Genomic DNA, 21,819 nt, shown 5'->3' on the forward strand with positions numbered 1-21,819 from the left:
GATATTGTTTTAGTTATTCAGGTAAAATTAAAGAGTGTTTAGGTATTTTAATTTGCTCAAATGAACTTGATAATAGCTTTTTTTATTTGAGGATATGGTATTGTAAGTTTCTTGTTTATTATACTAGGATGTTTTTTTAACTTAACCGATACAAAAAAGCTAGTTTTTAGGACAATTGAGATTAATTCTATTGGAAGTACTGTTTAAATTTACAATCCTAATCTTTAACTTTTTTTTGAAATGAAAAATAGTATCAATTTTGTTGTATCATTAGTTATGGCTTTAGCCTTAGTAAGCTGTAAAAAAGAAAATCCAATAGTTGTAAAGGAAGAATCAAAATTAAATGAAGCAACTTTTCAAGGAAACGATAATACTATTAAAATTTATACCATAAAGAATAGTCATAATCTTTCAGCCACATTTACCAATTATGGTCAACGATTAGTTTCTTTGATGGTGCCTGATAGAGCAGGAAAATTTAAAGACGTTGTTTTAGGCTTTTATACTTTGGAGGAATATAAAAAGGCTTCCGAGAATTATTTTGGAAGTACAATTGGTCGCTACGGTAATCGGATAGCCAACGGAAAATTTAGCATTGGTAATCAACAATATTCTTTAGCGACCAACAATGCTTCAAACCATTTGCACGGTGGAATTGATGGCTTTAATGATGTTATTTGGAATGTTAAGCAGCTTGCTGAGAATAAATTAGAATTTAGTCGAATATCGCCTGATATGGAAGAGGGTTATCCGGGAGATTTAAAGGTGAAAGTGACCTATACCTTGACAAACGATAATGAACTTAAGATGGATTATGAGGCGACAACTAATAAAGCTACTGTGATCAATCTAACACATCATTCTTTTTTTAATTTAAAGGGTGAAGGTGAAGGCGATATTAATAGTCATATTTTAACAGTAAACGCGGATAGTTATACCCCGATAAATAAATTCTTTATACCAACGGGTAAAATTGAAAAAGTGGCTAGCACTCCTTTCGATTTTAGAAAAGGAAAACCCATTGGAGTGGATTTGAAAAATAAAAATGAGCAATTGGCAAATGGTTTGGGGTATGATCATAATTTTGTCTTAAATGCTAATCCTAAAAATTCGGAAGGATTAGTCTTTGCTGCCAAAGTGGAAGAACCAGAATCGGGTAGAGTGATGGAAATTTTTACCAACGAGCCAGGATTACAATTTTATGGAGGTAATTTTTTAGACGGGAAAACCAAAGGAAAAAGTGGAAAGCCATTTGTATATAGAGGTGCTTTTTGTTTAGAAACACAACATTTTCCTAACTCACCTAATCAACCTAACTTCCCAACCACCTTATTGAATCCTGGTGAAACATACCAATCTATTTGTATTTATAAGTTTACTGTAAATCCATAAAAAAGAACTTACTTACGTAAAATTCAGTAGCCAGTACTATGGTTTTTTATTAAAATAGAACAAAAAAGCGAATTTTTAGTCCGTTATCACTAAATTTAATATTGATAATGGACTAGCTTTGTTGTGTTGTTAAATGAGCAACTCAAAAATTTTTTTTAGCGCATTTGAACTATTTTACACATATTATGAAAATTCAAAAACTCTATTCTTTTGCAATACTCCTGATCTTATCACAACTTTGTTATTCGCAGGAAATTAATTTGAGATTTAATAAATTATCTATCAATAATGGATTAGCCCATTCTGATGTTACTTCAATTGTACAAGATAATTCAGGGTTTTTATGGTTTGGTACATTAGGTGGTTTAAATCGTTATGATGGATATGAAATTAAAACCTATGTGAATCAGAATGACCCATTTGAAAGTGTTTACAAAAACAGAATAGCAAAAATTGTCCAAAAAAACGAATATTTATGGTTGGTTTGTCAGGGAGGTATAGAATGTTTTAATTCTAAAAAAGAGAGGTTTGTGAAATTGAAATGGAAGTTTAATGACAATGCCTCACTTACCAAAACTAAATTAAGCTCTGTTTATCTAACCAATAGAAACACAATTTATGTACTTGCCAGTAATTATTTAAAGGTTTTTTCTATTGATTTTTCATCTGAAAATGAAATTGAACTCAATGAAATTTTGATTAAAAATGCCCCAAAGAACACTCATTTTGTTGAAATGAAATCCGATGAAAATGGTGTGGAATGGATTATTTCTGATAAAGGGTTGTTTGTTATTGATAATTCAAATGCTAGAATCAATTTAAGAAGGATTGCTGTTGCTACTGCCAGCAATACGTACACTTCGTTTACCGGTTTGTATACAAAAGAAACTAATTACTTATTGCTTGGAGTCGAAAACGGATTTATTAAGGCCAATACTTCAATTTTTGATGTTAAAGCACAAAAAAATATTTCGGCCTCGTTTTATAAAATCGACCTTCCAAATTTAAATCAATCTAACTTTGATACTGGTTTTGTTGTCAACAGTTTCGAAAAAGGTTTGGATAATGAATATTGGATAGGAAGCGCTTATGGATTAATTAAAGCTTCTTTGGTCAAAACTTCCTATAAATTTAATTTTTTTAACGAAAGTAATTCGAACTTATCTACTAGTAGTGTATTGGGACTATTAAAAGATAAATCAGGGTGCCTATGGGTTTCTACTTATGATGGGGGGGTTAGTTTTGTTGATTTGAAACAAAAGAAATTTAACAACCTTACACATCAGTACAAATCTTCTAATACTATTTCTGAAAATTATGTGAGAGCCATTTTAGAAGATGAAACAGGTAATGTTTGGTTAGGTACTGAAAAATCAGGATTGAATTATTATGATTTTAAAACCAAAAAAAATAGTACTTATAGCTATTCTAAAAATTCAAATGGTGGCATCTCAAGCAATAAGATTAGAACTTTATGTGCTGATGATAATAATAGGTTATGGATTGGTACTAGTGAAGGAATTAATATTTATTCGAAAGCGACTAATTCCTTTTTTAAAATCTCATCGGTTGGTCCAACCGATAAAACGCTGACGAATAAAATAATTTTTAGTATTGCTAAAGATAAGTTTGGTAACATGTGGGCGGGTTCCTGGCTAAATGGTTTAAATAGAATTCAATACAATGATAATACCAATTATAAGGTAGAAAAAATATATAAAAAAGCAGGGAGTAAATATGGTCTTTCCTCCGATGTAGTCACCTTTGTGTACGCTGATGATTTTTATCCTGAAGTATTTGTTGGAACGGACAATGGGTTAAATCATATTTTTTTAAATGAGGATGGAACGATTAGGGAGATTTTACATTATTTAGGTAACAAATCGTATGCTAATTCTATAAGTTCCAATTGGGTCTGGCCCATAGTGCGAGAGAACGCAACAACCTTATGGATTGGAACATTAGGGGGAGGGCTTAATAAACTTACATTAGACAGGAAACTAAAACAAGGTTACCGATCTAAGAAATTTTCTATCGCTGAAGGAGCTCCTTCTAAAGATATTGAGACCATACTATTTGATAAAAAAAATAACGAATTATGGTTAGGTGGAAAAGGATTGTCTAAATTTAATATTATTACTGAAAAATTCACAAATTTTGAAGAAGAAGATGGATTAGCAGGTAATAGTTTTAAGATTGGGAGTGCTTATCAAGGTAAAAGTGGTCGATTTTATTTTGGAGGTATAGATGGTGTAAGTTATTTTTTTCCATCGAGTATCAAAGTAAATAATCATAATGCTGATGTAGTATTATCTAATTTATATGTAAATAATAAATTGGTTACAGTTGGAGAATTAAATTCAAAGAATGACATAATTTTAAGCGAATCTATTAATCTTATAGATGAAATATCTCTGAATCATTTGGAGAATAATTTTCAAATTCAATTTTCATCTTTGCACTATGCCAATCCCAAAAGGACTTTATTCAAGTACAGATTGCTTGATTATAATGAAGATTGGATCGAAGCCGATGCTAAAGATAGAAAAGCCAGTTATTCAAATCTACCCTATGGTGATTATGTTTTTGAAGTGATGGCAACTAATAACGATGGAATTTGGTCTAGTAAAGTAAAACGCTTGAAAATTAGCGTTAATGCTCCATTTTGGTTTACCAATTTTGCCGTTTTTATGTACATTTTACTTTTTATTTCTGCATTATTATTCGCTTATTATTTCATAATTCGTTGGTTCAAATTAAATAAGGAACTTGAAATTTCGATTATACACGAAGAAGAGAAAGAAAAATTATTTCAATTATCTACCCAGTTTTTTATAAATATTTCCCACGAATTTAAAACACCATTAACCTTAATCCTAAGTCCTTTAGAAAAATTGATTAGTAGTGATAAAGTGAACGAATATAAAAAGGAAAAATATTATCAATTGATGTATAAAAATGCCAAAAGATTATTAAGATTAATTAATGAATTGGTCGATTACCGAAAACTAAACACAAATTCCTATAAGTTAAATACTAAACCACATTTGATTGCTCCTTTTTTTGAGGATATCAAAGATGCTTTTAGTGTTAATGCCGAAAACAAAGCAATTGAACTAAATTTTGAAAATCATTTAGCTATTGAAGAACTTCAATTTGATGCTGCAATATTGGAAAAAATAATTTTCAATCTTTTAGGAAATTCATTGAAATTTACCCCAAATGGTGGAAAAATAACATTAAGAATCTCCTCAGAAAGACTCGAATTCAATAGTAAACTTACCAATTTTAGCAATATTAAAAGTGATTATGAATCTCCATCCTATATCTATTTATCTATAGAAGATACAGGACAAGGAATTAGCTCAGAGGCAATGGTACATATTTTTGATCGGTTTTTCCAAGTTGATAATGAATCTGAAATACAAGGATCAGGAATAGGACTGACTTTAGTTCGAAGTTTGGTTACTATTCATCATATTAATTTATCTGTACATAGTAAAGAAGGTATTGGTACTCAATTTATTCTTGAATTGCCTAACATTAATTATGATGAAGTGTTTGCTAGGGAAAATGCCGAAAATTCAGTTATGCTTTCTAAAAGTGCATTAAGTCCATTTGATGAAAAACACAATATAATTACGGATTCGAAAGTGAATATGTATGAGAATTTTGCAAAACCAGAAGTTTTAATTGTAGAGGATAACATCGAGTTGAGAAGCTTTATGAAGGATCATTTCGAAGAAGATTTTAAAGTATTTGAAGCTGAAAATGGAGTAGAAGGATTAGAAATTTTGAATAAGCAAAATATCGAGATTATTGTCAGCGATATTATGATGCCACAAATGGATGGTGTAACTTTTTGTAAAAAAGTAAAAGAGGACAAAAAATATCGCGGAATTCCATTTATTTTATTATCGGCTAAATTTAATGTTGATAGTCAAATAGAAAGTGCGCAATCGGGTGCTGATGTGTATATAGCCAAACCATTTAGCATGGAGGTCTTGCATTTGACAATTTTAAATATGTTAAGAACGAGAAAACAAGTTAAAGAAACTGCGTTAGAAAATACCTTTGAAGAAGCTAGAAAAAATGTTAAGGGGAATGTAGAAGATGAATTTTTAAGAAAAGTTATCGATTGTATCGATGATAATATCGAAGATGTAGATTTTGATGTTGTTAAATTATGTGGTTTGTTGGGAATAAGTAAAACGAAATTGTATACCAAGATCAAAGGAGTAACCTCGGAATCTATAGGAGGTTTAATTAGAGAAATACGTCTGAAAAAAGCTGCCCAATTATTGTCTAGTACAGATTTTAATATTATTCAAGTTATGGACAAGGTTGGAATTCAAAGCCAATCGCACTTTACAAAAAGTTTCAAGAAACAGTTCGGAGTCACACCTTCTGAATTTGTTAAAGATTTAAATAAAAACTAATTTTTTAGAAAAAAAAATCTAAAACACTTGCAGGAATTAGATAAAGAGTTTGACATGTTTAAGTCAGACTCTTTTTTTTATAGTGCATTTTTTTGAATTGAAATAATGATTTTTTTTGGGATTTAATTCTTGAAAGGGGGAGGGACGACAATAGCAGGGAAAGATTTATGTACACTTATTCAAATTATTTTAAATTAATACATATAAACAAAATATCAATTCATTTGAGCAACGAAAAATGTTCTTACTACTAATAAATTTGTTGTATTCATTGCTAAATAGTATAAAAATGCCTACACAATTTAATTCGATTAGGAATAAAAAATTTAAATCAAAAGCAGTTGCTACACTTCAATACATTTTATTCTTTGGTTTACTAGTCAATACCCTAAACGCTAAGATTACAGATTCAATTGGCGACGTCACCTTACATCCTTCAGTGATCAATTTAGAGAAAATAAAAGGGCTTAAAGAATCCACCATTTTCGATCTTACAGTCAACGGACAAAACGCCTTCGTTTACCATTCTCGCGAAATAATGGATCAATATGAGCATATAAAGCAACTGAAGAGTATCTCCTATCAAGGAGTTTCTTATGTGAATTTTTCTATGTCGAGTACTGTGAAGCTTCAAATCAATAGTTTGAATGGAAAAGCATCCAGTTGGAAAATTCTTCCAAAACGAGCAGATGTTAAGGTTGATGAAACTACAAATAGTATAATTTTTACTTTGAACAAGCCCGAAAAATTTGTGATATCAGCTGTTGTTGACGGACTTGAACAATCGATAATTATCAGTGCCGAAAAGCCGGAAACAAATATTCCATCCAAAACGGATAAAGGAGTTTTGTATTTGGGACCTGGAATACATCAGTACGGTCAAGCATGGGACCCGTTTGTAAACGGAATTCATACCGTTTATGTAGCAGGTGGTGCAATTTTAGAAGCTACAATTAAATCCAATAAAAAAAATAACGTAAAAATTCTCGGAAGGGGCATACTCTCACAGTCTTTTGTTACTCACGCAGAGGAATCCTCATCTAATGAAAAAGCTAGAGAGCAAGAATGGGATGCCGACTGGTTAGGGGTTGTTTTTACAGACTCGCAAAACATAGTAATAGACGGTATTACCATAATGAATAGTCCTAGTTATCAACTAGAAGTTGCTAACTGCAATAATGTCAAAATCAATAATATAAAATTATGTGGTTTCGGCGAGCATAATAACGATGGAATACATACTTATGGCAACACTATTTTAGTTGAGGATTCTTTTATTGCCAGCAATGACGATCGTGTTTGTATTACAGGATTGTTTGATAAGGAAAATGGAACGGACAACTTGCAATGGGATGGTAGTAATGAATTGACAGGCGTATCGGTATCCAATATTACATTACGAAATATGGTGTTTTGGGGATTAGACAATAATGGAGCGGATATAATGCTCACTTGGAATGGTGCCGGATATGCCAAAAACATTTTGGTTGAAAATGCGGTGAGTTTAACAGGTACTAATAAAGCTTTTATTGCAGCTCGTCACGGAGGCAGTGCTGATATTCACGATTTGATTTTTAGAAATATTACGCTTTATCATTCTAATTTATTTGATGTTGAAATTGGTGAATCTAATTATCAAGGAGCTGGTGGTGGTAAATTGAGGAATTTATTACTTGAGAATTTTACCATACATGCCAATTTTAAAGATATCGGAAAACAATTGAAGGGAGAAAGCAAGGCAAGTAATATCGAAGGAATTATTTTTAAGAACATAATTACAAATGATGGAGTTTTGACAGATCTCAATCAAATAAAATTAATCTCAAACGAATTTGTTTCTAATTTAAAAGCAGTTAAATAATAATGGAAAATACAGTTTTTTTACTTTCTTTTTGGGATTATGTTGCCTTCTTTGGCTATTTAGTAATCTTAAGTTTTATTGGTTATTGGTATGGACGCAAAAAAAATGAAAATTCTTCTGATTATTTTTTGGCTGGTAGGACTTTGCCTTGGTATGTTGTAGGTAGTTCGTATATAGCAGCCAATATTAGTACAGAACATTTTATCGGATTGATTGGAGCAGCGGTAATTTATGGTATCAGTGTTGCCACAGGTGAGTGGAGTACAGTGATTGCTTTTACTTTTTTGATTTGGCTTTTCATACCGTATTTGTTGTCTTCAAAAGTATATACAACCCCTGAATATTTAGAATTAAGATATAATAAAAAGGTTCGAATAATTTTTGCAGTGGTGTCTCTTTTAGCTAATGTTTTTGCTTTTATGGGACCTGTAATTTATGGAGGTAGTTTAATTTTAGTTGTATTTTTTAAGATTAGTCCATTGGCCGCATGTTTACTTATAGGTATTGCAACTGGTGGATGGGCCATTTGGGGTGGACTTAAATCCGTTGCTTTTATGGATATGTTGACCATTATTATTAAAATCTCAGGCGGATTAATTGTTACCGTTTTGGGGTTGATTTATTTAGGTCATGGCGATGGAATGATTCCTGGTTTTACTAAAATGGTAGAAGTAAATTCCGGTGGAGTGGCTTGGTCAAAAGAATGGATAAGTGAAAATGTGCCTAATATTCTGAAAGGTGCCCAAAAAGGAGATAGTTATAACAGATTGTCTGTAATTCAGCCTCTTAATCATTATTCAAATCCTTGGACTCATTGGGTATTTAGCTTTTTTTATATCGGATTATGGTACACGGTTATCAATCAAACTATGGTTCAGAAAATTCTTGCTGCAAAGGATATGTATCACGCAAGAGCTGGAATGTTATTGGCTTCATTTTTAAAATTGTTTTTACCTGTGATTGTTGTAATTCCAGGATTAATCTTTTTTGCAATGAAACCAGAATTTTTAACCACAACCGATTGGGGTTTTCAAAGTGAAGAGGCCAACAAAACCTATATTGTTATGATCAATATTTTGGTACCAACATTTATGAAAGGGATTTTATTAGGCGCACTTTTTGGCGCTATCCAATCGACCGTGAGCTCGGTTTTGATCTCCACATCGACTTTATTTACAATGGATTTGTACAGAAATAGTTTTGTTAAAAATGAATCAGAAAACCATTATGTGGGAGTTGGAAAAATTTCTGGCATTGTGTTTTTATTGTTGTCTGTTGGATTTGCAGTTATTTTAGCTACAGCTACAAAAGTGAATTTATTTATATTAATTCAAGCCCTTTACACCTTCATTGCTCCACCTTTTTCGGCAATTTTCCTGTTGGGTATGTTATGGAAACGTGTCAACGGAAAAGCGGCATTAATCACCATTTTTGCAGGTTTTGCTATGGCAGGTTTTCTTAAATATTTAGAGTTTGGACCCTTACAGGATTCAACTTCTGAAATGGCCAATATTATCAAACCATTTGCCAATCAGGGCTTAATTACTTGGGTGTTCTCTATGATTGTCTGTGCTGTTTCGGCTTTAGTTACAGCAAAAGCCGGTGAAAACAAAATTGGGAATGATTTGGTTTTCAATATCAACGGATCTGCTTTAAAAGAAGGTCTGGGCGACAGATGGTACAATAGTATCCTGTTTTGGTGGATAATATGTATTTTAATGTTGGTAGGCATTATTCTCACTTTTTCAATTGTACTTTAAATAAACAAATAATAATGAATACTAAAATTTCTAATAGGGCATTGAAACCGCCTATGGGCTGGAACAGTTGGGATTGTTTTGGTACCAATGTAACAGAAGATGAAGTAAAAGAAAATGCTAATTTTATTGCAAATAACTTAAAACAATTTGGTTGGGAATATGTTGTGGTTGATTTGGGTTGGTATGGAACCGAAATTGATAATCATAACTACAAAACCGAAAATATCCCGCAATTGATAGATGATTATGGTCGATTAATTCCCGATCCAATTCGTTTTCCATCCTCAATAAATGGTGCGGGATTTAAACCTTTAGCCGATTATATTCACGGTTTAGGATTAAAATTAGGCATACATATTATGCGTGGAATTCCTGTTCAAGCGGTGCAGCAAAAGTCAAAAGTAAAAGGCACCAATCTAACAGCGGATCAAATATCTTACGATAGAGAAAGATGTCCGTGGTTCAATAGCTTGAGAACATTAGATTTTTCAAAACCTGAAACACAAGCATACTATGATTCTATATTTGAAATGTATGCAGGTTGGGGTGTAGATTATATCAAAGCTGACGATGTAAATGCCTGGTCTGAAGTGCATAGAAGTAGTGGTTCTCCAACAGGTGAGGGTTCCCCATATAGAATTGATGATATCGAAGGAATGGCAAAAGCCATAGACAATTCCGGTAGAGATATAGTTTTTAGTATTTCTCCTGGTGGTCCGGAAACAACCATCATCAATCATTTAAGAAACAACGCAAATTTATGGCGTATATCAGCAGATTTTTGGGATGAATGGGGTTCGCTAAAGATGCAAATGAATCGTTGCGCCACCTGGGCTCCTTTTGTAACAGCTGGACATTGGCCAGATGCCGATATGTTGCCTTTAGGGGATTTGCCAAGAGGTGAGTCTGGAGGAACTAACCGAGTTTCAAACTTCACCAATGATGAACAAACTACAGTTATGACACTTTGGTCCATGTTTCGTTCTCCATTGATGTTTGGCGGTAATTTGCCTAAAACATCGGAATTTACTATCAGTTTAATTAGTAATGAAGAGGTTTTGGAAGTGAATCAGAATAGCTGGAACAATCGCTTATTAAAAGGAAATGAAGAAGAGAAAATCTGGATAGCTGAAAATGAGAAAGGAATATACTTTGCCCTTTTTAATATTTCGGATGAAGAACGAGAAATCACAATGAATTTTTCCGATGTAAATTGTAATGATGAAGTGACAGTTAGGGATTTATGGAAAAAAGGAAATCTTGGTAATTACACTACAAGTTTTTCAGCAAAAGTAGCTCCTCATGGGGCTAAAATGTATTTAATATCAAAGTAAGAATAGAAAAAATGAGTAACATTGATTTAAGAGCAGCAGATAATATTAGAGCATTAGCCATTGCAATGGTAGAACAAGCCAATTCCGGACATCCAGGTGGTCCAATGGGCGGTGGAGATTATATGCACATTTTGTATTCAGAATTTTTAAATTTTGACCCGAGCGATATGGCTTGGCCATTCAGAGATCGTTTCTTTATGGATGCGGGGCATCTATCAACCTTATTATATGCTCAATATTACTTATTGGGGAAATATGAAAAAGAAGATATCAAAAAGTTCAGACAATGGGGCTCAGTAACTCCAGGTCACCCAGAAGTAGACGTTTTGCGTGGTGTTGAAAATACTTCTGGTCCATTAGGGCAGGGCCATACGATGGGAGTTGGTGCCGCTATTGCAGCAAAATTCTTAGCCGAACGTTTCGGGTATTGGATGGATCATAAGATCTATGGATTTATTTCTGATGGTGGTGTTCAAGAAGAAATTTCTCAAGGTGCGGGAAGAATTGCAGGACATTTAGGATTGAACAATTTTATAATGTTTTATGACTCTAATGATGTGCAATTGTCAACAATGACCGGCGAAGTTACTTCTGAAGATACAGCAAAAAAATATGAAGCTTGGGGATGGAATGTGATGACCATCGATGGACATAATCACGATGAAATCAGAAAAGCTTTAACTGCTGCAAATCAAGAAAAAGAGAGACCGACCCTGATTATTGGTAAAACCATTATGGGTAAGGGTTGTGTTACTGCGACTGGAGCAAATTGGGAAGGTCATTGTGAATTGCACGGTCAACCGATAGGTCATACCGGTGCCGACTTTAAAGCAACTTTGAAAAATTTAGGAGCCAATGTTGAGGATCCATTTGCAATATACCAAGATGTTGAAGCCTATTATGACTCTTTATTAAAAAGAAAAATTGAAGAATCTAGTGTCAAAAAAGCGGCAATCGCTAGTTGGAGAAATGAAAATCCAGAATTGTCAAATAAACTGGATGGATTTTTAGCAGGTAAATTACCAGATTTGGATTTTGAATCCATTGTTAATAAAACAGGATTAGCAACAAGAGCAGCATCGGCTAATGTCTTGGCTTATTTGGCTGAGAATGTTGAAAATATGATCGTTTCTTCTGCGGATTTATCTAATAGTGATAAAACAGATGGTTTCTTAAAAAAAACACAAGCATTAAGGAAGGATGATTTTTCAGGTGCCTTTTTACAAGCAGGTGTTGCCGAATTGACTATGGCTGCCATTGCCAACGGTATCGCTTTGCATGGAGGTGTAATTCCGGTAGTAGCGACGTTCTTTGTCTTTTCAGATTATATGAAACCGGCAATTAGAATGAGTGCTATTCAGGAGTTACCTGTGAAGTATGTCTGGACTCACGATGCTTTTAGAGTGGGAGAAGATGGACCAACGCATCAGCCAATTGAACAAGAAGCGCAAATAAGATTGTTGGAAAAATTAAAAAATCATAGTGGAGAACCGTGTTTTATTGCATTACGGCCTGCAGATTCTGCCGAGACAAATGTAGCTTGGAAAATGGCACTAGAGAATACTAAAGTGCCTACAGGATTGATTTTGTCTCGCCAAGGAATTAAGGATTTACCCGCTACATCTTCGTCAAGATACCAAGAGGCACTTCAAGCAGAAAAAGGAGGCTACACTATTGTAGAAGTAGAAAACCCAGATGTAGTTTTAATTGCTAACGGATCGGAAGTAGCTACTCTAATCGAAGGAGCTAGTTTACTTGAAAGTCGAGAAAATATTAAAGCAAAAGTGGTTTCTGTTCCTTCTGAAGGACTATTCAGATTGCAGTTAGAAGAATATCAAGAAAGCATTATTCCTGCCAATAAGCCAGTATTTGGATTGACAGCAGGTTTGCCAGTTAATCTTCAAGGTTTAATTGGAAAAAATGGAAAAGTTTTTGGACTAGATCATTTTGGTTATTCAGCACCAGCAACGGTATTGGATGAAAAATTTGGTTTTACAGGCGAGAATGTTTTCAAACAAGTAATGGAATTATTAAAATTAAAAAAATAGAAAAATGAAGTTTTTTATCGATACAGCAAATTTGAATGAAATCGCAGAAGCGCAAGCATTGGGAGTTTTAGATGGTGTTACCACAAATCCCTCTTTGATGGCGAAAGAAGGAATAACCGGTGCGGCAAATATTTTGAAACATTATGTAGACATCTGCAATATTGTTGATGGGGATGTTTCTGCCGAAGTTATTGCTACTGATTTTGAAGGAATGGTTCAACAAGGAGAGGAATTAGCCGCTTTGCACCCACAGATAGTGGTAAAATTACCAATGATAGCCGCTGGAGTTAAAGCCTGTAAATATTTTTCTGATAAAGGAATTAGAACCAATGTAACTTTAGTTTTTTCAGTAGGACAAGCTTTACTAGCTGCCAAAGCAGGTGCGACTTATGTGTCTCCTTTCTTAGGAAGACTAGACGATATTTCTACTGATGGTTTGGGATTAATTGCTGAAATCAGACAAGTATATGATAATTATGATTTTAAAACTCAAATATTATCAGCTTCGGTTCGTAACACGATGCACGTTATCAATTGTGCTAAAATAGGTTCAGATGTAATGACGGGCCCACTTTCGTCGATTACTGGCTTGTTGAAACACCCTTTGACAGATAGCGGATTGGCTCAATTTTTAGCTGATTATCAAAAAGGGAATAAATAGAAAAAATATAGGTTATGAGTACTCAGAAATATTCGATTGGAATGGATTTTGGCTCCGATTCGGTTCGCGCTCTAGTGGTAAATACGTCAACAGGCGAAGAATTGGCAACTGCAGTCCATTATTATTCCCGTTGGGAGGAAGGAAAGTATTGTGATCCTTCTAAAAATAAATTTAGACAACATCCTTTGGATTATATTGAAGGAGTAGAAAAAACTATTAAATCAGTTGTTTCACAAGTTTCTGATGAAGTTATTAATAATATTATTGGTATTGGTGTGGATACTACAGGATCTACTCCAGTAGCAGTAGATAAGACTGGTACTCCATTGGCATTGTTAAAAGGATTTGAAGAAAATCCCAACGCAATGTTTGTGCTTTGGAAAGATCATACCGGGATTAAGGAAGCAGATGAAATTAATGCTTTGTGCAAAAAATGGGATATAGATTATTCTCAGTATGAAGGAGGAATTTATTCTTCTGAGTGGTTTTGGTCAAAAATTTTACATGTTTCAAGAGCAGATTCTTCTGTTTTGGAGGCAGCTTATTCGTGGGTTGAACATTGTGATTGGATTCCGTTTTTATTAACAGGAGGAACTGATGTAACTCAAATGAAACGCAGCCGTTGCTCAGCAGGACATAAAGCTTTATGGCACGAATCGTACGGAGGCTTACCTCCAAATGATTTTTTTGTTGCTCTAGATCCTATTTTAGATGGCTTAACCAATAGATTATATACTGCAACCTACACTTCAGATGTTGCTGCAGGAACACTTTCGCAAGAATGGGCAGATCGTTTAGGATTGTCAACTTCTGTTGTTGTGGCAGTAGGAGCTTTTGATTGTCATATGGGTGCAGTAGGAGTAAACATTGAGCCGTATTTTTTAACTAAAGTAATGGGAACTTCTACTTGTGATATTGTGGTTACTCCACTGCAAGAAAAAGAACATTTAGTGAAAGGAATTTGCGGACAAGTGGATGGTTCTGTAATTCCAAATATGTTAGGATTAGAGGCAGGTCAATCTGCTTTTGGAGATATTTATGCTTGGTATGAGCGTTTGTTATCTTGGCCAATAAAGGAAATTATTGGTGCTACTTCCATTTTAGATGAAGCTACAAAAAAAGCATTAATAGCAGAAACAGTTGCTAAAATTATTCCAAAGTTGAGTGAAGCTGCGGCGAAAGAACCGATTGGTGCTTCCGGAGAATTAGCTTTGGATTGGATGAACGGAAGAAGAACACCAGATGCCAATCAGAACTTAAAAGGAGTAATAGCAGGTATAAACTTGGGCAGCGCGGCACCAAAAGTGTTTAGAGCACTTGTTGAAGCCTCTTGTTTTGGTGCTAAAACTATTGCGGATCGATTCGTTTCTGAAGGTATTCCAATTAACGGAGTTATTGCTTTAGGAGGAATTGCAAAAAAATCACCTTTTATTATGCAAATGATGGCAGATGTTTTAAACATGCCAATCAAGGTGGCACAATCAGAACAAGCTTGTGCTTTGGGTGCAGCCATTTTTGGTTCCGTTGCAGCAACAGTACACGAGGATACATTTGCAGCAATGAATGCAATGGCTAGCCCATTTGAAATTGTTTATGAACCAAATGCAGAAAATGCAACAGCCTATCGTGAAGTTTACGAACGATACATCGCGCTAGGAGTTACAATAGAAGATCATATAATGAAAAACCTATAATTATGAGTAAGTATAATTCATTAAAACAAGAATGTTACGAGGCAAATATGCAATTAAATGCATTGGGTTTGGTAGTTTATACTTTTGGTAATGTCAGTGCTGTTCATAGGGAAGATGGCGTATTTGCCATCAAACCTAGTGGAGTCGCTTATGAAGATTTAAAACCAGAGGATATGGTGATTGTCGACTTTGATAATAATATTATTGAAGGTAGTATGCGTCCCTCTTCAGACACAAAAACACACGCTTATTTGTACAAGAATTGGAAAGAAATTGGCGGAATTGCGCACACTCATGCTATGTATTCAGTGTCATGGGCTCAATCGCAATTAGATATTCCAATCTTTGGAACAACTCATGCGGATCATTTAACGGCAGATATTCCTTGCGCTCCGCCAATGAGTGATGAGTTGATAAGAGGTAATTATGAGCACAATACAGGTATTCAGATTCTAGATTGTTTCAAGGATAAAAACCTTTCTCACGAGGAAGTAGAGATGGTTTTGATTGGAAATCACGGGCCATTTACCTGGGGAAAAACGGCTGCTAAGGCGGTATATAACAGTAAAGTATTAGAAACAATTGCGCAAATGGCTTTCATTACGAGACAGATTAATCCCACTGCGCCGAGATTGAAAGATTCCTTGATTAAAAAACATTATGAACGTAAACACGGTGTAGATTCTTATTACGGTCAAAAATAATTATACTACAGGTTGCAATATAAAATAATTTAAAATACAAGAAAATGATAGATTTAAAAAAATATGAAGTTTGGTTTGTGACAGGGAGTCAACATTTATATGGTCCAGAAACATTAAGACAAGTAGCTGAACATTCACAGCAAATTGCTAAAGCATATAATAACAGCTCTACAATCCCAGTAAGTGTTGTATTTAAACCAGTCGTGAAATCATCTGATGAAATACATCAAGTTTGTAAGGAGGCCAACAATACTGATAATTGTATTGGTTTAATTACTTGGATGCATACTTTTTCACCAGCTAAAATGTGGATTGCGGGATTGCAAGCTTTACAGAAGCCATTTTTGCATTTGCACACGCAATTCAATAGAGATATTCCTTGGGGAACCATCGATATGGATTTTATGAATTTAAACCAGTCTGCTCATGGTGATCGTGAATTTGGATTCATTGTATCAAGAATGCGTATCAATCGTAAAGTAGTGGTTGGGCATTGGGAAAATGAAGATGTGATAAAACAAGTTGCAAACTGGTCTCGAGTTGCTGTCGCAGCGGCGGATTCTAAGACAATGAAAGTGGCTCGTTTTGGCGACAATATGAGGCAAGTTGCTGTTACGGAAGGGAACAAAGTTTCTGCTCAAATAAAATTTGGTTATGAAGTAAATGGGTATGGTATTGGAGATTTGACAAAATATATCAATCAAGTTAGCGATAAAGAAGTAACAGAATTGATTAAGGAATATGCAGATAACTACACCTTAGCAAAAAACATCGTAGCAGGTGCTGAAAAACATTTTTCGTTAAGAGATTCAGCTCAAATCGAAATAGGGTTAAGAGCTTTTCTAACAGAAGGTGGTTTTACAGCTTTTACAAATACATTTGAAAATTTGAACGGAATGAAACAACTTCCAGGTATCGCAACCCAACGTTTGATGGCAAGTGGTATTGGATATGGCGGAGAAGGAGATTGGAAAACTGCTGCATTAGTTCGTTCTATGAAAGTGATGGCTGCTGGATTAGAAGGTGGTAATAGCTTTATGGAAGACTACACCTACCATTTCGACCCGAAAAATTCAGCTGTTTTAGGTTCACATATGTTAGAAATCTGTCCTTCGATTGCCAAAGGGGAAGTTCGAGTTGAAGTACATCCATTGGGAATAGGAGGAAAAGAAGATCCAGCTCGTTTGGTATTCAATGCTGGAGCAGGAAGTGCTTTAAATGCTTCGGTTATTGATATGGGTAATCGTTTCAGATTATTGGTAAATAAGGTAGAGGCTTTAGAAATTGACAACGAGATGCCAAAACTACCAGTAGCTCGCGTTTTATGGGATGCAAAACCAGATTTGCAAACTGCTGCTTCAGCTTGGATTTTAGCTGGAGGAGCACACCATACAGGCTACAGTCAAAATTTATCTGCCGAACAAATGCAAGATTTTGCCGAAATGATGGATATCGAATTTTTATTAATCGACGAGAAAACAGATCTATACCGATTCAAACAAGAATTGCGTTGGAACGACACTTCTTATGGTATCAATAGCCGTTATTAACAAACTATTTTTTTAAGTTAATAGTAATTTAGCAATGCCCCCGAGTACAACTTGGGGGTATTTTTATACTACATTTTAATACAATTCATTATGCAATCATATCATAAACTTCTTGTTTTAGGTGCTGTAATTGGACTTTTCACAGTGAATTTCACCTACAGTCAAGACAAAAACCGAGATAAAACAGCTGATTTTAAATCTTTTGCGACCACACCGCCGATGGGTTGGAATAGTTATGACGCTTATCAAGGAGCGGTAACCGAAAAACAATTTTTGCAGGCTGTTGATATATTAGAAAAGAAATTATTGCCCTTGGGATACAATACCGCAACAATAGATTTTTGTTGGTTTAATCCAGGTCCCAAAGGATGGGATGAGAAAAACTGGAAAACTTTTCCTTTAAAACAAGAAAAAGATGCCAAAGGGAACTTTTCTCCTATACTAACGATGGATCAATACGGTCGTTTGTTGCCTGCAATCAATCGTTTTCCATCTGCTAAAAATGATACAGGATTTAAATCGATAGGCGATTATGTTCATAATAAAAAAATGAAATTTGGAATTCATATTATGAGAGGAATTGCGCGTCAAGCAGTTGCTCAAAACACTCCCATAAAGAATTCAAAATATTTTGCAAAAGATATTGCTAAATTGCAAGACACTTGCAAATGGAATAATAATATGTATGGCGTAGACCCTTTTAAACCAGGTGCTCAAGAATATTATAATTCTCTTTTTGAATTGTATGCAAAATGGGGCGTTGATTTTGTTAAAGTGGACGATATTTCGGCACCAACTTATCATTCAAAAGAAATTGAATTAATACGAAAAGCAATCGATAATTGCGGTCGTCCGATGGTTTTGAGTTTGTCATGTGGTGAAACAATGGTGAGTTATGCCAACCATTTAGAAAAAAATGCAAATATGTACCGTATTTCGATTGATTTTTGGGACAAATGGAAAAGTGTAGCACATATGTTCGATTTGGCTTATGCATGGCAACCACTGATAAATCAAGGTACCTGGCCAGATTTAGATATGATTCCAATTGGTAACTTGTGTATTGGTGATTACCCTTTGCAAGAAGAGAGTAGCGATAAAACCGAGCATTTTTCTAGGTTGAACAAAGACGAGCAAAAAACATTAATGACACTTTGGTGTTTTGCTAAATCACCCTTAATTTGGGGAGGAGATCCTTTGACAAGTAAAGCCGAAGATTTTGAGATGATTAGTAATTCAAAATTATTGGATATTGATCAAAATAGTATTAATAATCATCAAGTGGCCAATTTTGTTTATGAAGGGATGCAACGTGAAGATCGTATTTGGACTGCAGAATCTAAAGATGGGAAAGAAAAATACATCGCATTTTTTAACCTTGGGGAAAAATCAAGAGATCTAAGTTTTTATTTTCATTGGGAATATTGGGATGGTAATTACAAATTTGTCGATTTATGGACTAACGAGGAGTTAGGGGATTTTTCGAATGTGTTTACAGCCAAGAATATACCAGTTCACGGAGTTAAAGCATATAAAATGATAAAAAAATAAAATGAAAAAATATATCATACTCATTGTACTTTTGATTGGGGTATTTCCCGTATTTTCTCAATCGATTTCCGAATTGAAACAAAATTATTCTGGGAAAATTAAATGGGATGAAAAGACTAAAACAGTACATTTTCTTAAAACTGGAGTTATATTCTTTGCCCAAAAAACAGGTATAGGGAAGGACTTAGAAAACGATCAAAAAAATCATTTTTGGGTTGTTCCAAAGGAAGTTAAAAATATCATCATAGGCAAAAAAGTAATGGTTACAGGAGCGTTTCAAACCAGCTCGGATGTTTTGATTGCAGGAGAAGATAGAAAAACATCGGTCGTTTTTGGAACTAATTTAAAGCAATGGGCAGACGCTAATAATCCTGGAAAACAGAATTTAAAAGAATGGCATTATGCACAGTTTGAAAACAGGGGCGGAGTTATGTCGATTAGGAATTTGATGGTTTTAAATCCGTTTTCTTATTTTGTTCAAGGTTTTGGTCATGTTGTTCATGTCAAAAGTTGTGATTTTATTGATAATCGTGGAGGCAATCAAAATCATAGTGATGGCTTTGTTGGCGGAAATGGTTCTACGGTCGATGATTGTTATTTTGAAGCAGGTGATGATGTTTTTAAAGCCTATTTTAATTATTCAGTTTCAAATTGTACCATAAAAATGGTCGAAAATGCAGTTCCAATTCAATTGGGTTGGGGTAATTATTCCAATGGAGCTGTCTGTAATTTTAAAAACATAAAAATTATTGGAGATTCTGGACGTGGTGCAACCGACAACGCAGTTATCGATGGCCGTGCAGGAAAATTTACTGTTACTGTTAATATTGATGGTTTGGAAGTGGATAATCCGAATGCCGTAATGGTAAGTTTATGGGAGAGCACGATGACATTAAACGGTACTATAACAGACGCAAAAATTAATGTAGGGCAATATTCAAAAAGAAGAACTGCGGGACAAAATAATTTGAAAATTTGCAATACTACAGACCAAAAATCGAATTATAACTGTAAACCATAAAAATTTATGTTTTTTGTTGTTTTTCTAGGAAGGAAAAAATCAAAGAGCAAGAATAGTGAACAAAAAAACAACTCAAAAAGTAATGTTTTTATCAAATTTGATAGACAATTAGTAGAATATAAATTCGATGCTATATATTTCAAATAGAAAGCAGGTAATTCTAATTAATTTTGAAAAGGTATGAAACATTTTTTGGTTGTTTTATTTGCTTGGTTTCCCATTTTTATTCTAGCACAAACGCAACAAACCAGACCTAATATCTTAGTAATTATGCTTGACGATGCTGGTTTAGATATGAGTGTTTATGGAAGTTCTTATGTAAAAACCCCAGCATTTGATAAAATTGCAAGAGAAGGTATATTATTTACTAAAGCTTATACACCCAATGCGAAGTGTGCCCCATCAAGAGCTTCAATTTTAACAGGTAGAAACTCTTGGCAATTGGATGCTGTGGCTAATCATTATATTTATTTTCCATCAAAATTTAAAACTTTTCCTGAGGTTTTAAAGGAAAATGGATATGTCACAGGGCATACAGGTAAAGGATGGTCTCCCGGTATCGCACTAACAGCAACTGGGGAAGTTAGAGATTTAGTTGGGAAAAGCTTCGATGCAAAAAAAACGAAATCTCCAACCACTGAAATCTCAGTAAACGATTATAGTGCTAATTTTAAAGATTTTTTAAATCAAGTTCCAAAGGGAAATCCTTGGAATTTCTGGATAGGAATTAATGAACCCCACAGAGGTTATGAATATCAATCGGGTGTAAAAAAAGGTGGTAAACGACTGGATATGATAAAGGAAGTTCCTAAATATTTTCCTGATTCTACTTCAGTTCGACACGATTTACTTGATTATGCAATGGAATTGGAATATGCTGATAGCCATGTCACTAGGGTTTTAAATGAACTTAAAGCTACAAATCAATTAGAAAACACCCTCATAATTTACACCTCTGATCATGGAATGCCTTTTCCTCGTGTAAAGGGAAATCAATATGAAAATTCGAATCACATTCCTATGGCTATTATGTGGAAAGGTAAAATTTTGAAACCCAATAGAAGTGCAGATGATTATATTAGTTTTGTAGATATTGCTCCTACTTTATTGGAAGTTGCAGGTATAGATTGGAAACGTTCAGGAATGTATCCAAGCCCAGGCAAAAGTTTGCTAAATATTTTTGAAACTAATAAATCGGGAACGATTGATTCTGATCGAAATTTTGTTTTAGTTGGTCAAGAACGCCATGATCCTGGAAGACCAAATGACCAAGGCTATCCAGTGCGTGGAATACATAAAGACAATATGTTGCTTTTACATAATTATGAGTCAGATCGATGGCCAGCTTGCAATCCAGAAACAGGATATTTGAATGTAGATAAAAGCCCAACAAAATCTTTATTGATTAATTTGCGCCGTTCAGGAGTCGATAAAAAGTTTTGGCAGTTGAGTTTTGGTAAGCGCCTAGATTTAGAATTTTACGACATCAAAAAAGACCCTTATTGCCTCAATAATCTCGCTTACAATAGCGATTACAAAAAACAACTTGATGAATTAGAAAATTTCATGAATCAAAAGTTGATGGCTCAAGATGATTTACGAATGCAAGGTTACGGTTATTTATACGAACAATTTCCATTCACACAGTACAGAAATTATTATGAAAATTATATGAATAGCAAAATTGGAACTTTAAATTGGGCGGATCCCAATGATTATGAACCCACGTATATTGACAATAATGGCGAAAACTTAGAGACAGTAATTAGAAAGAAAAACACTTTACAAAACGATTAGATCAGTA

General features: G+C 34.2%; 13 protein-coding genes. All 13 read left to right on the forward strand.

Annotation, left to right across the window (positions count from 1 at the left end; genetic code table 11):
- Window positions 1–240 precede the first annotated feature (240 nt).
- The 13 genes from E1750_RS17250 (at window position 241) to E1750_RS17310 (ending at window position 21,812) form a co-directional block, all read left to right on the forward strand.
- A complete protein-coding gene (locus E1750_RS17250) occupies window positions 241–1,392 on the forward strand; it encodes an aldose epimerase family protein (RefSeq protein ID WP_133277960.1) in 1,152 nt (383 codons plus the stop codon).
- Between the two features lie 185 nt (window positions 1,393–1,577).
- Complete coding sequence (locus E1750_RS17255) at window positions 1,578–5,831, forward strand: hybrid sensor histidine kinase/response regulator transcription factor (RefSeq protein ID WP_133277961.1); 4,254 nt, start codon at window positions 1,578–1,580, stop codon at window positions 5,829–5,831.
- Window positions 5,832–6,120: 289 nt separating this feature from the next.
- Entirely contained in the window at window positions 6,121–7,692 is a 1,572-nt protein-coding gene (locus E1750_RS17260) for a glycosyl hydrolase family 28 protein (protein WP_165698071.1), read from the forward strand.
- A 2-nt stretch (window positions 7,693–7,694) separates the two neighbouring features.
- Window positions 7,695–9,452, forward strand: a complete 1,758-nt coding sequence (locus E1750_RS17265; RefSeq protein ID WP_133277963.1) for an SLC5 family protein — start codon at window positions 7,695–7,697, stop codon at window positions 9,450–9,452.
- A gap of 14 nt (window positions 9,453–9,466) precedes the next feature.
- Complete coding sequence (locus E1750_RS17270) at window positions 9,467–10,786, forward strand: glycoside hydrolase family 27 protein (protein ID WP_165698072.1); 1,320 nt, start codon at window positions 9,467–9,469, stop codon at window positions 10,784–10,786.
- 11 nt (window positions 10,787–10,797) lie between these two features.
- Entirely contained in the window at window positions 10,798–12,834 is a 2,037-nt protein-coding gene (locus E1750_RS17275; protein ID WP_133277965.1) for a transketolase family protein, read from the forward strand.
- Between the two features lie 4 nt (window positions 12,835–12,838).
- Window positions 12,839–13,495, forward strand: a complete 657-nt coding sequence (fsa, locus tag E1750_RS17280) for a fructose-6-phosphate aldolase (protein WP_133277966.1) — start codon at window positions 12,839–12,841, stop codon at window positions 13,493–13,495.
- Between the two features lie 14 nt (window positions 13,496–13,509).
- Complete coding sequence (locus E1750_RS17285; RefSeq protein WP_133277967.1) at window positions 13,510–15,189, forward strand: ribulokinase; 1,680 nt, start codon at window positions 13,510–13,512, stop codon at window positions 15,187–15,189.
- A gap of 2 nt (window positions 15,190–15,191) precedes the next feature.
- Window positions 15,192–15,893: an L-ribulose-5-phosphate 4-epimerase gene (locus tag E1750_RS17290; protein ID WP_176582360.1), complete on the forward strand. Its 702-nt coding sequence runs from the start codon at window positions 15,192–15,194 to the stop codon at window positions 15,891–15,893.
- A gap of 44 nt (window positions 15,894–15,937) precedes the next feature.
- Complete coding sequence (gene araA, locus E1750_RS17295; RefSeq protein WP_133277969.1) at window positions 15,938–17,443, forward strand: L-arabinose isomerase; 1,506 nt, start codon at window positions 15,938–15,940, stop codon at window positions 17,441–17,443.
- Between the two features lie 90 nt (window positions 17,444–17,533).
- Complete coding sequence (locus E1750_RS17300; RefSeq protein ID WP_133277970.1) at window positions 17,534–18,994, forward strand: glycoside hydrolase family 27 protein; 1,461 nt, start codon at window positions 17,534–17,536, stop codon at window positions 18,992–18,994.
- A 1-nt stretch (window position 18,995) separates the two neighbouring features.
- Window positions 18,996–20,015: a glycoside hydrolase family protein gene (locus E1750_RS17305; RefSeq protein WP_133277971.1), complete on the forward strand. Its 1,020-nt coding sequence runs from the start codon at window positions 18,996–18,998 to the stop codon at window positions 20,013–20,015.
- Window positions 20,016–20,195: 180 nt separating this feature from the next.
- Entirely contained in the window at window positions 20,196–21,812 is a 1,617-nt protein-coding gene (locus tag E1750_RS17310; RefSeq protein WP_133277972.1) for a sulfatase family protein, read from the forward strand.
- Window positions 21,813–21,819 lie beyond the last annotated feature (7 nt).

The organism is Flavobacterium nackdongense (assembly GCF_004355225.1).
Classification (GTDB): domain Bacteria; phylum Bacteroidota; class Bacteroidia; order Flavobacteriales; family Flavobacteriaceae; genus Flavobacterium; species Flavobacterium nackdongense.

What these genes read in the sequence shown, in the direction of transcription:
- E1750_RS17250 (WP_133277960.1), top strand. Translation starts at nt 241, where the DNA reads ATGAAAAATAGTATCAATTTTGTTGTATCATTAGTTATGGCTTTAGCC.
- E1750_RS17255 (WP_133277961.1), top strand. Translation starts at nt 1,578, where the DNA reads ATGAAAATTCAAAAACTCTATTCTTTTGCAATACTCCTGATCTTATCA.
- E1750_RS17260 (WP_165698071.1), top strand. Translation starts at nt 6,121, where the DNA reads ATGCCTACACAATTTAATTCGATTAGGAATAAAAAATTTAAATCAAAA.
- E1750_RS17265 (WP_133277963.1), top strand. Translation starts at nt 7,695, where the DNA reads ATGGAAAATACAGTTTTTTTACTTTCTTTTTGGGATTATGTTGCCTTC.
- E1750_RS17270 (WP_165698072.1), top strand. Translation starts at nt 9,467, where the DNA reads ATGAATACTAAAATTTCTAATAGGGCATTGAAACCGCCTATGGGCTGG.
- E1750_RS17275 (WP_133277965.1), top strand. Translation starts at nt 10,798, where the DNA reads ATGAGTAACATTGATTTAAGAGCAGCAGATAATATTAGAGCATTAGCC.
- fsa (WP_133277966.1), top strand. Translation starts at nt 12,839, where the DNA reads ATGAAGTTTTTTATCGATACAGCAAATTTGAATGAAATCGCAGAAGCG.
- E1750_RS17285 (WP_133277967.1), top strand. Translation starts at nt 13,510, where the DNA reads ATGAGTACTCAGAAATATTCGATTGGAATGGATTTTGGCTCCGATTCG.
- E1750_RS17290 (WP_176582360.1), top strand. Translation starts at nt 15,192, where the DNA reads ATGAGTAAGTATAATTCATTAAAACAAGAATGTTACGAGGCAAATATG.
- araA (WP_133277969.1), top strand. Translation starts at nt 15,938, where the DNA reads ATGATAGATTTAAAAAAATATGAAGTTTGGTTTGTGACAGGGAGTCAA.
- E1750_RS17300 (WP_133277970.1), top strand. Translation starts at nt 17,534, where the DNA reads ATGCAATCATATCATAAACTTCTTGTTTTAGGTGCTGTAATTGGACTT.
- E1750_RS17305 (WP_133277971.1), top strand. Translation starts at nt 18,996, where the DNA reads ATGAAAAAATATATCATACTCATTGTACTTTTGATTGGGGTATTTCCC.
- E1750_RS17310 (WP_133277972.1), top strand. Translation starts at nt 20,196, where the DNA reads ATGAAACATTTTTTGGTTGTTTTATTTGCTTGGTTTCCCATTTTTATT.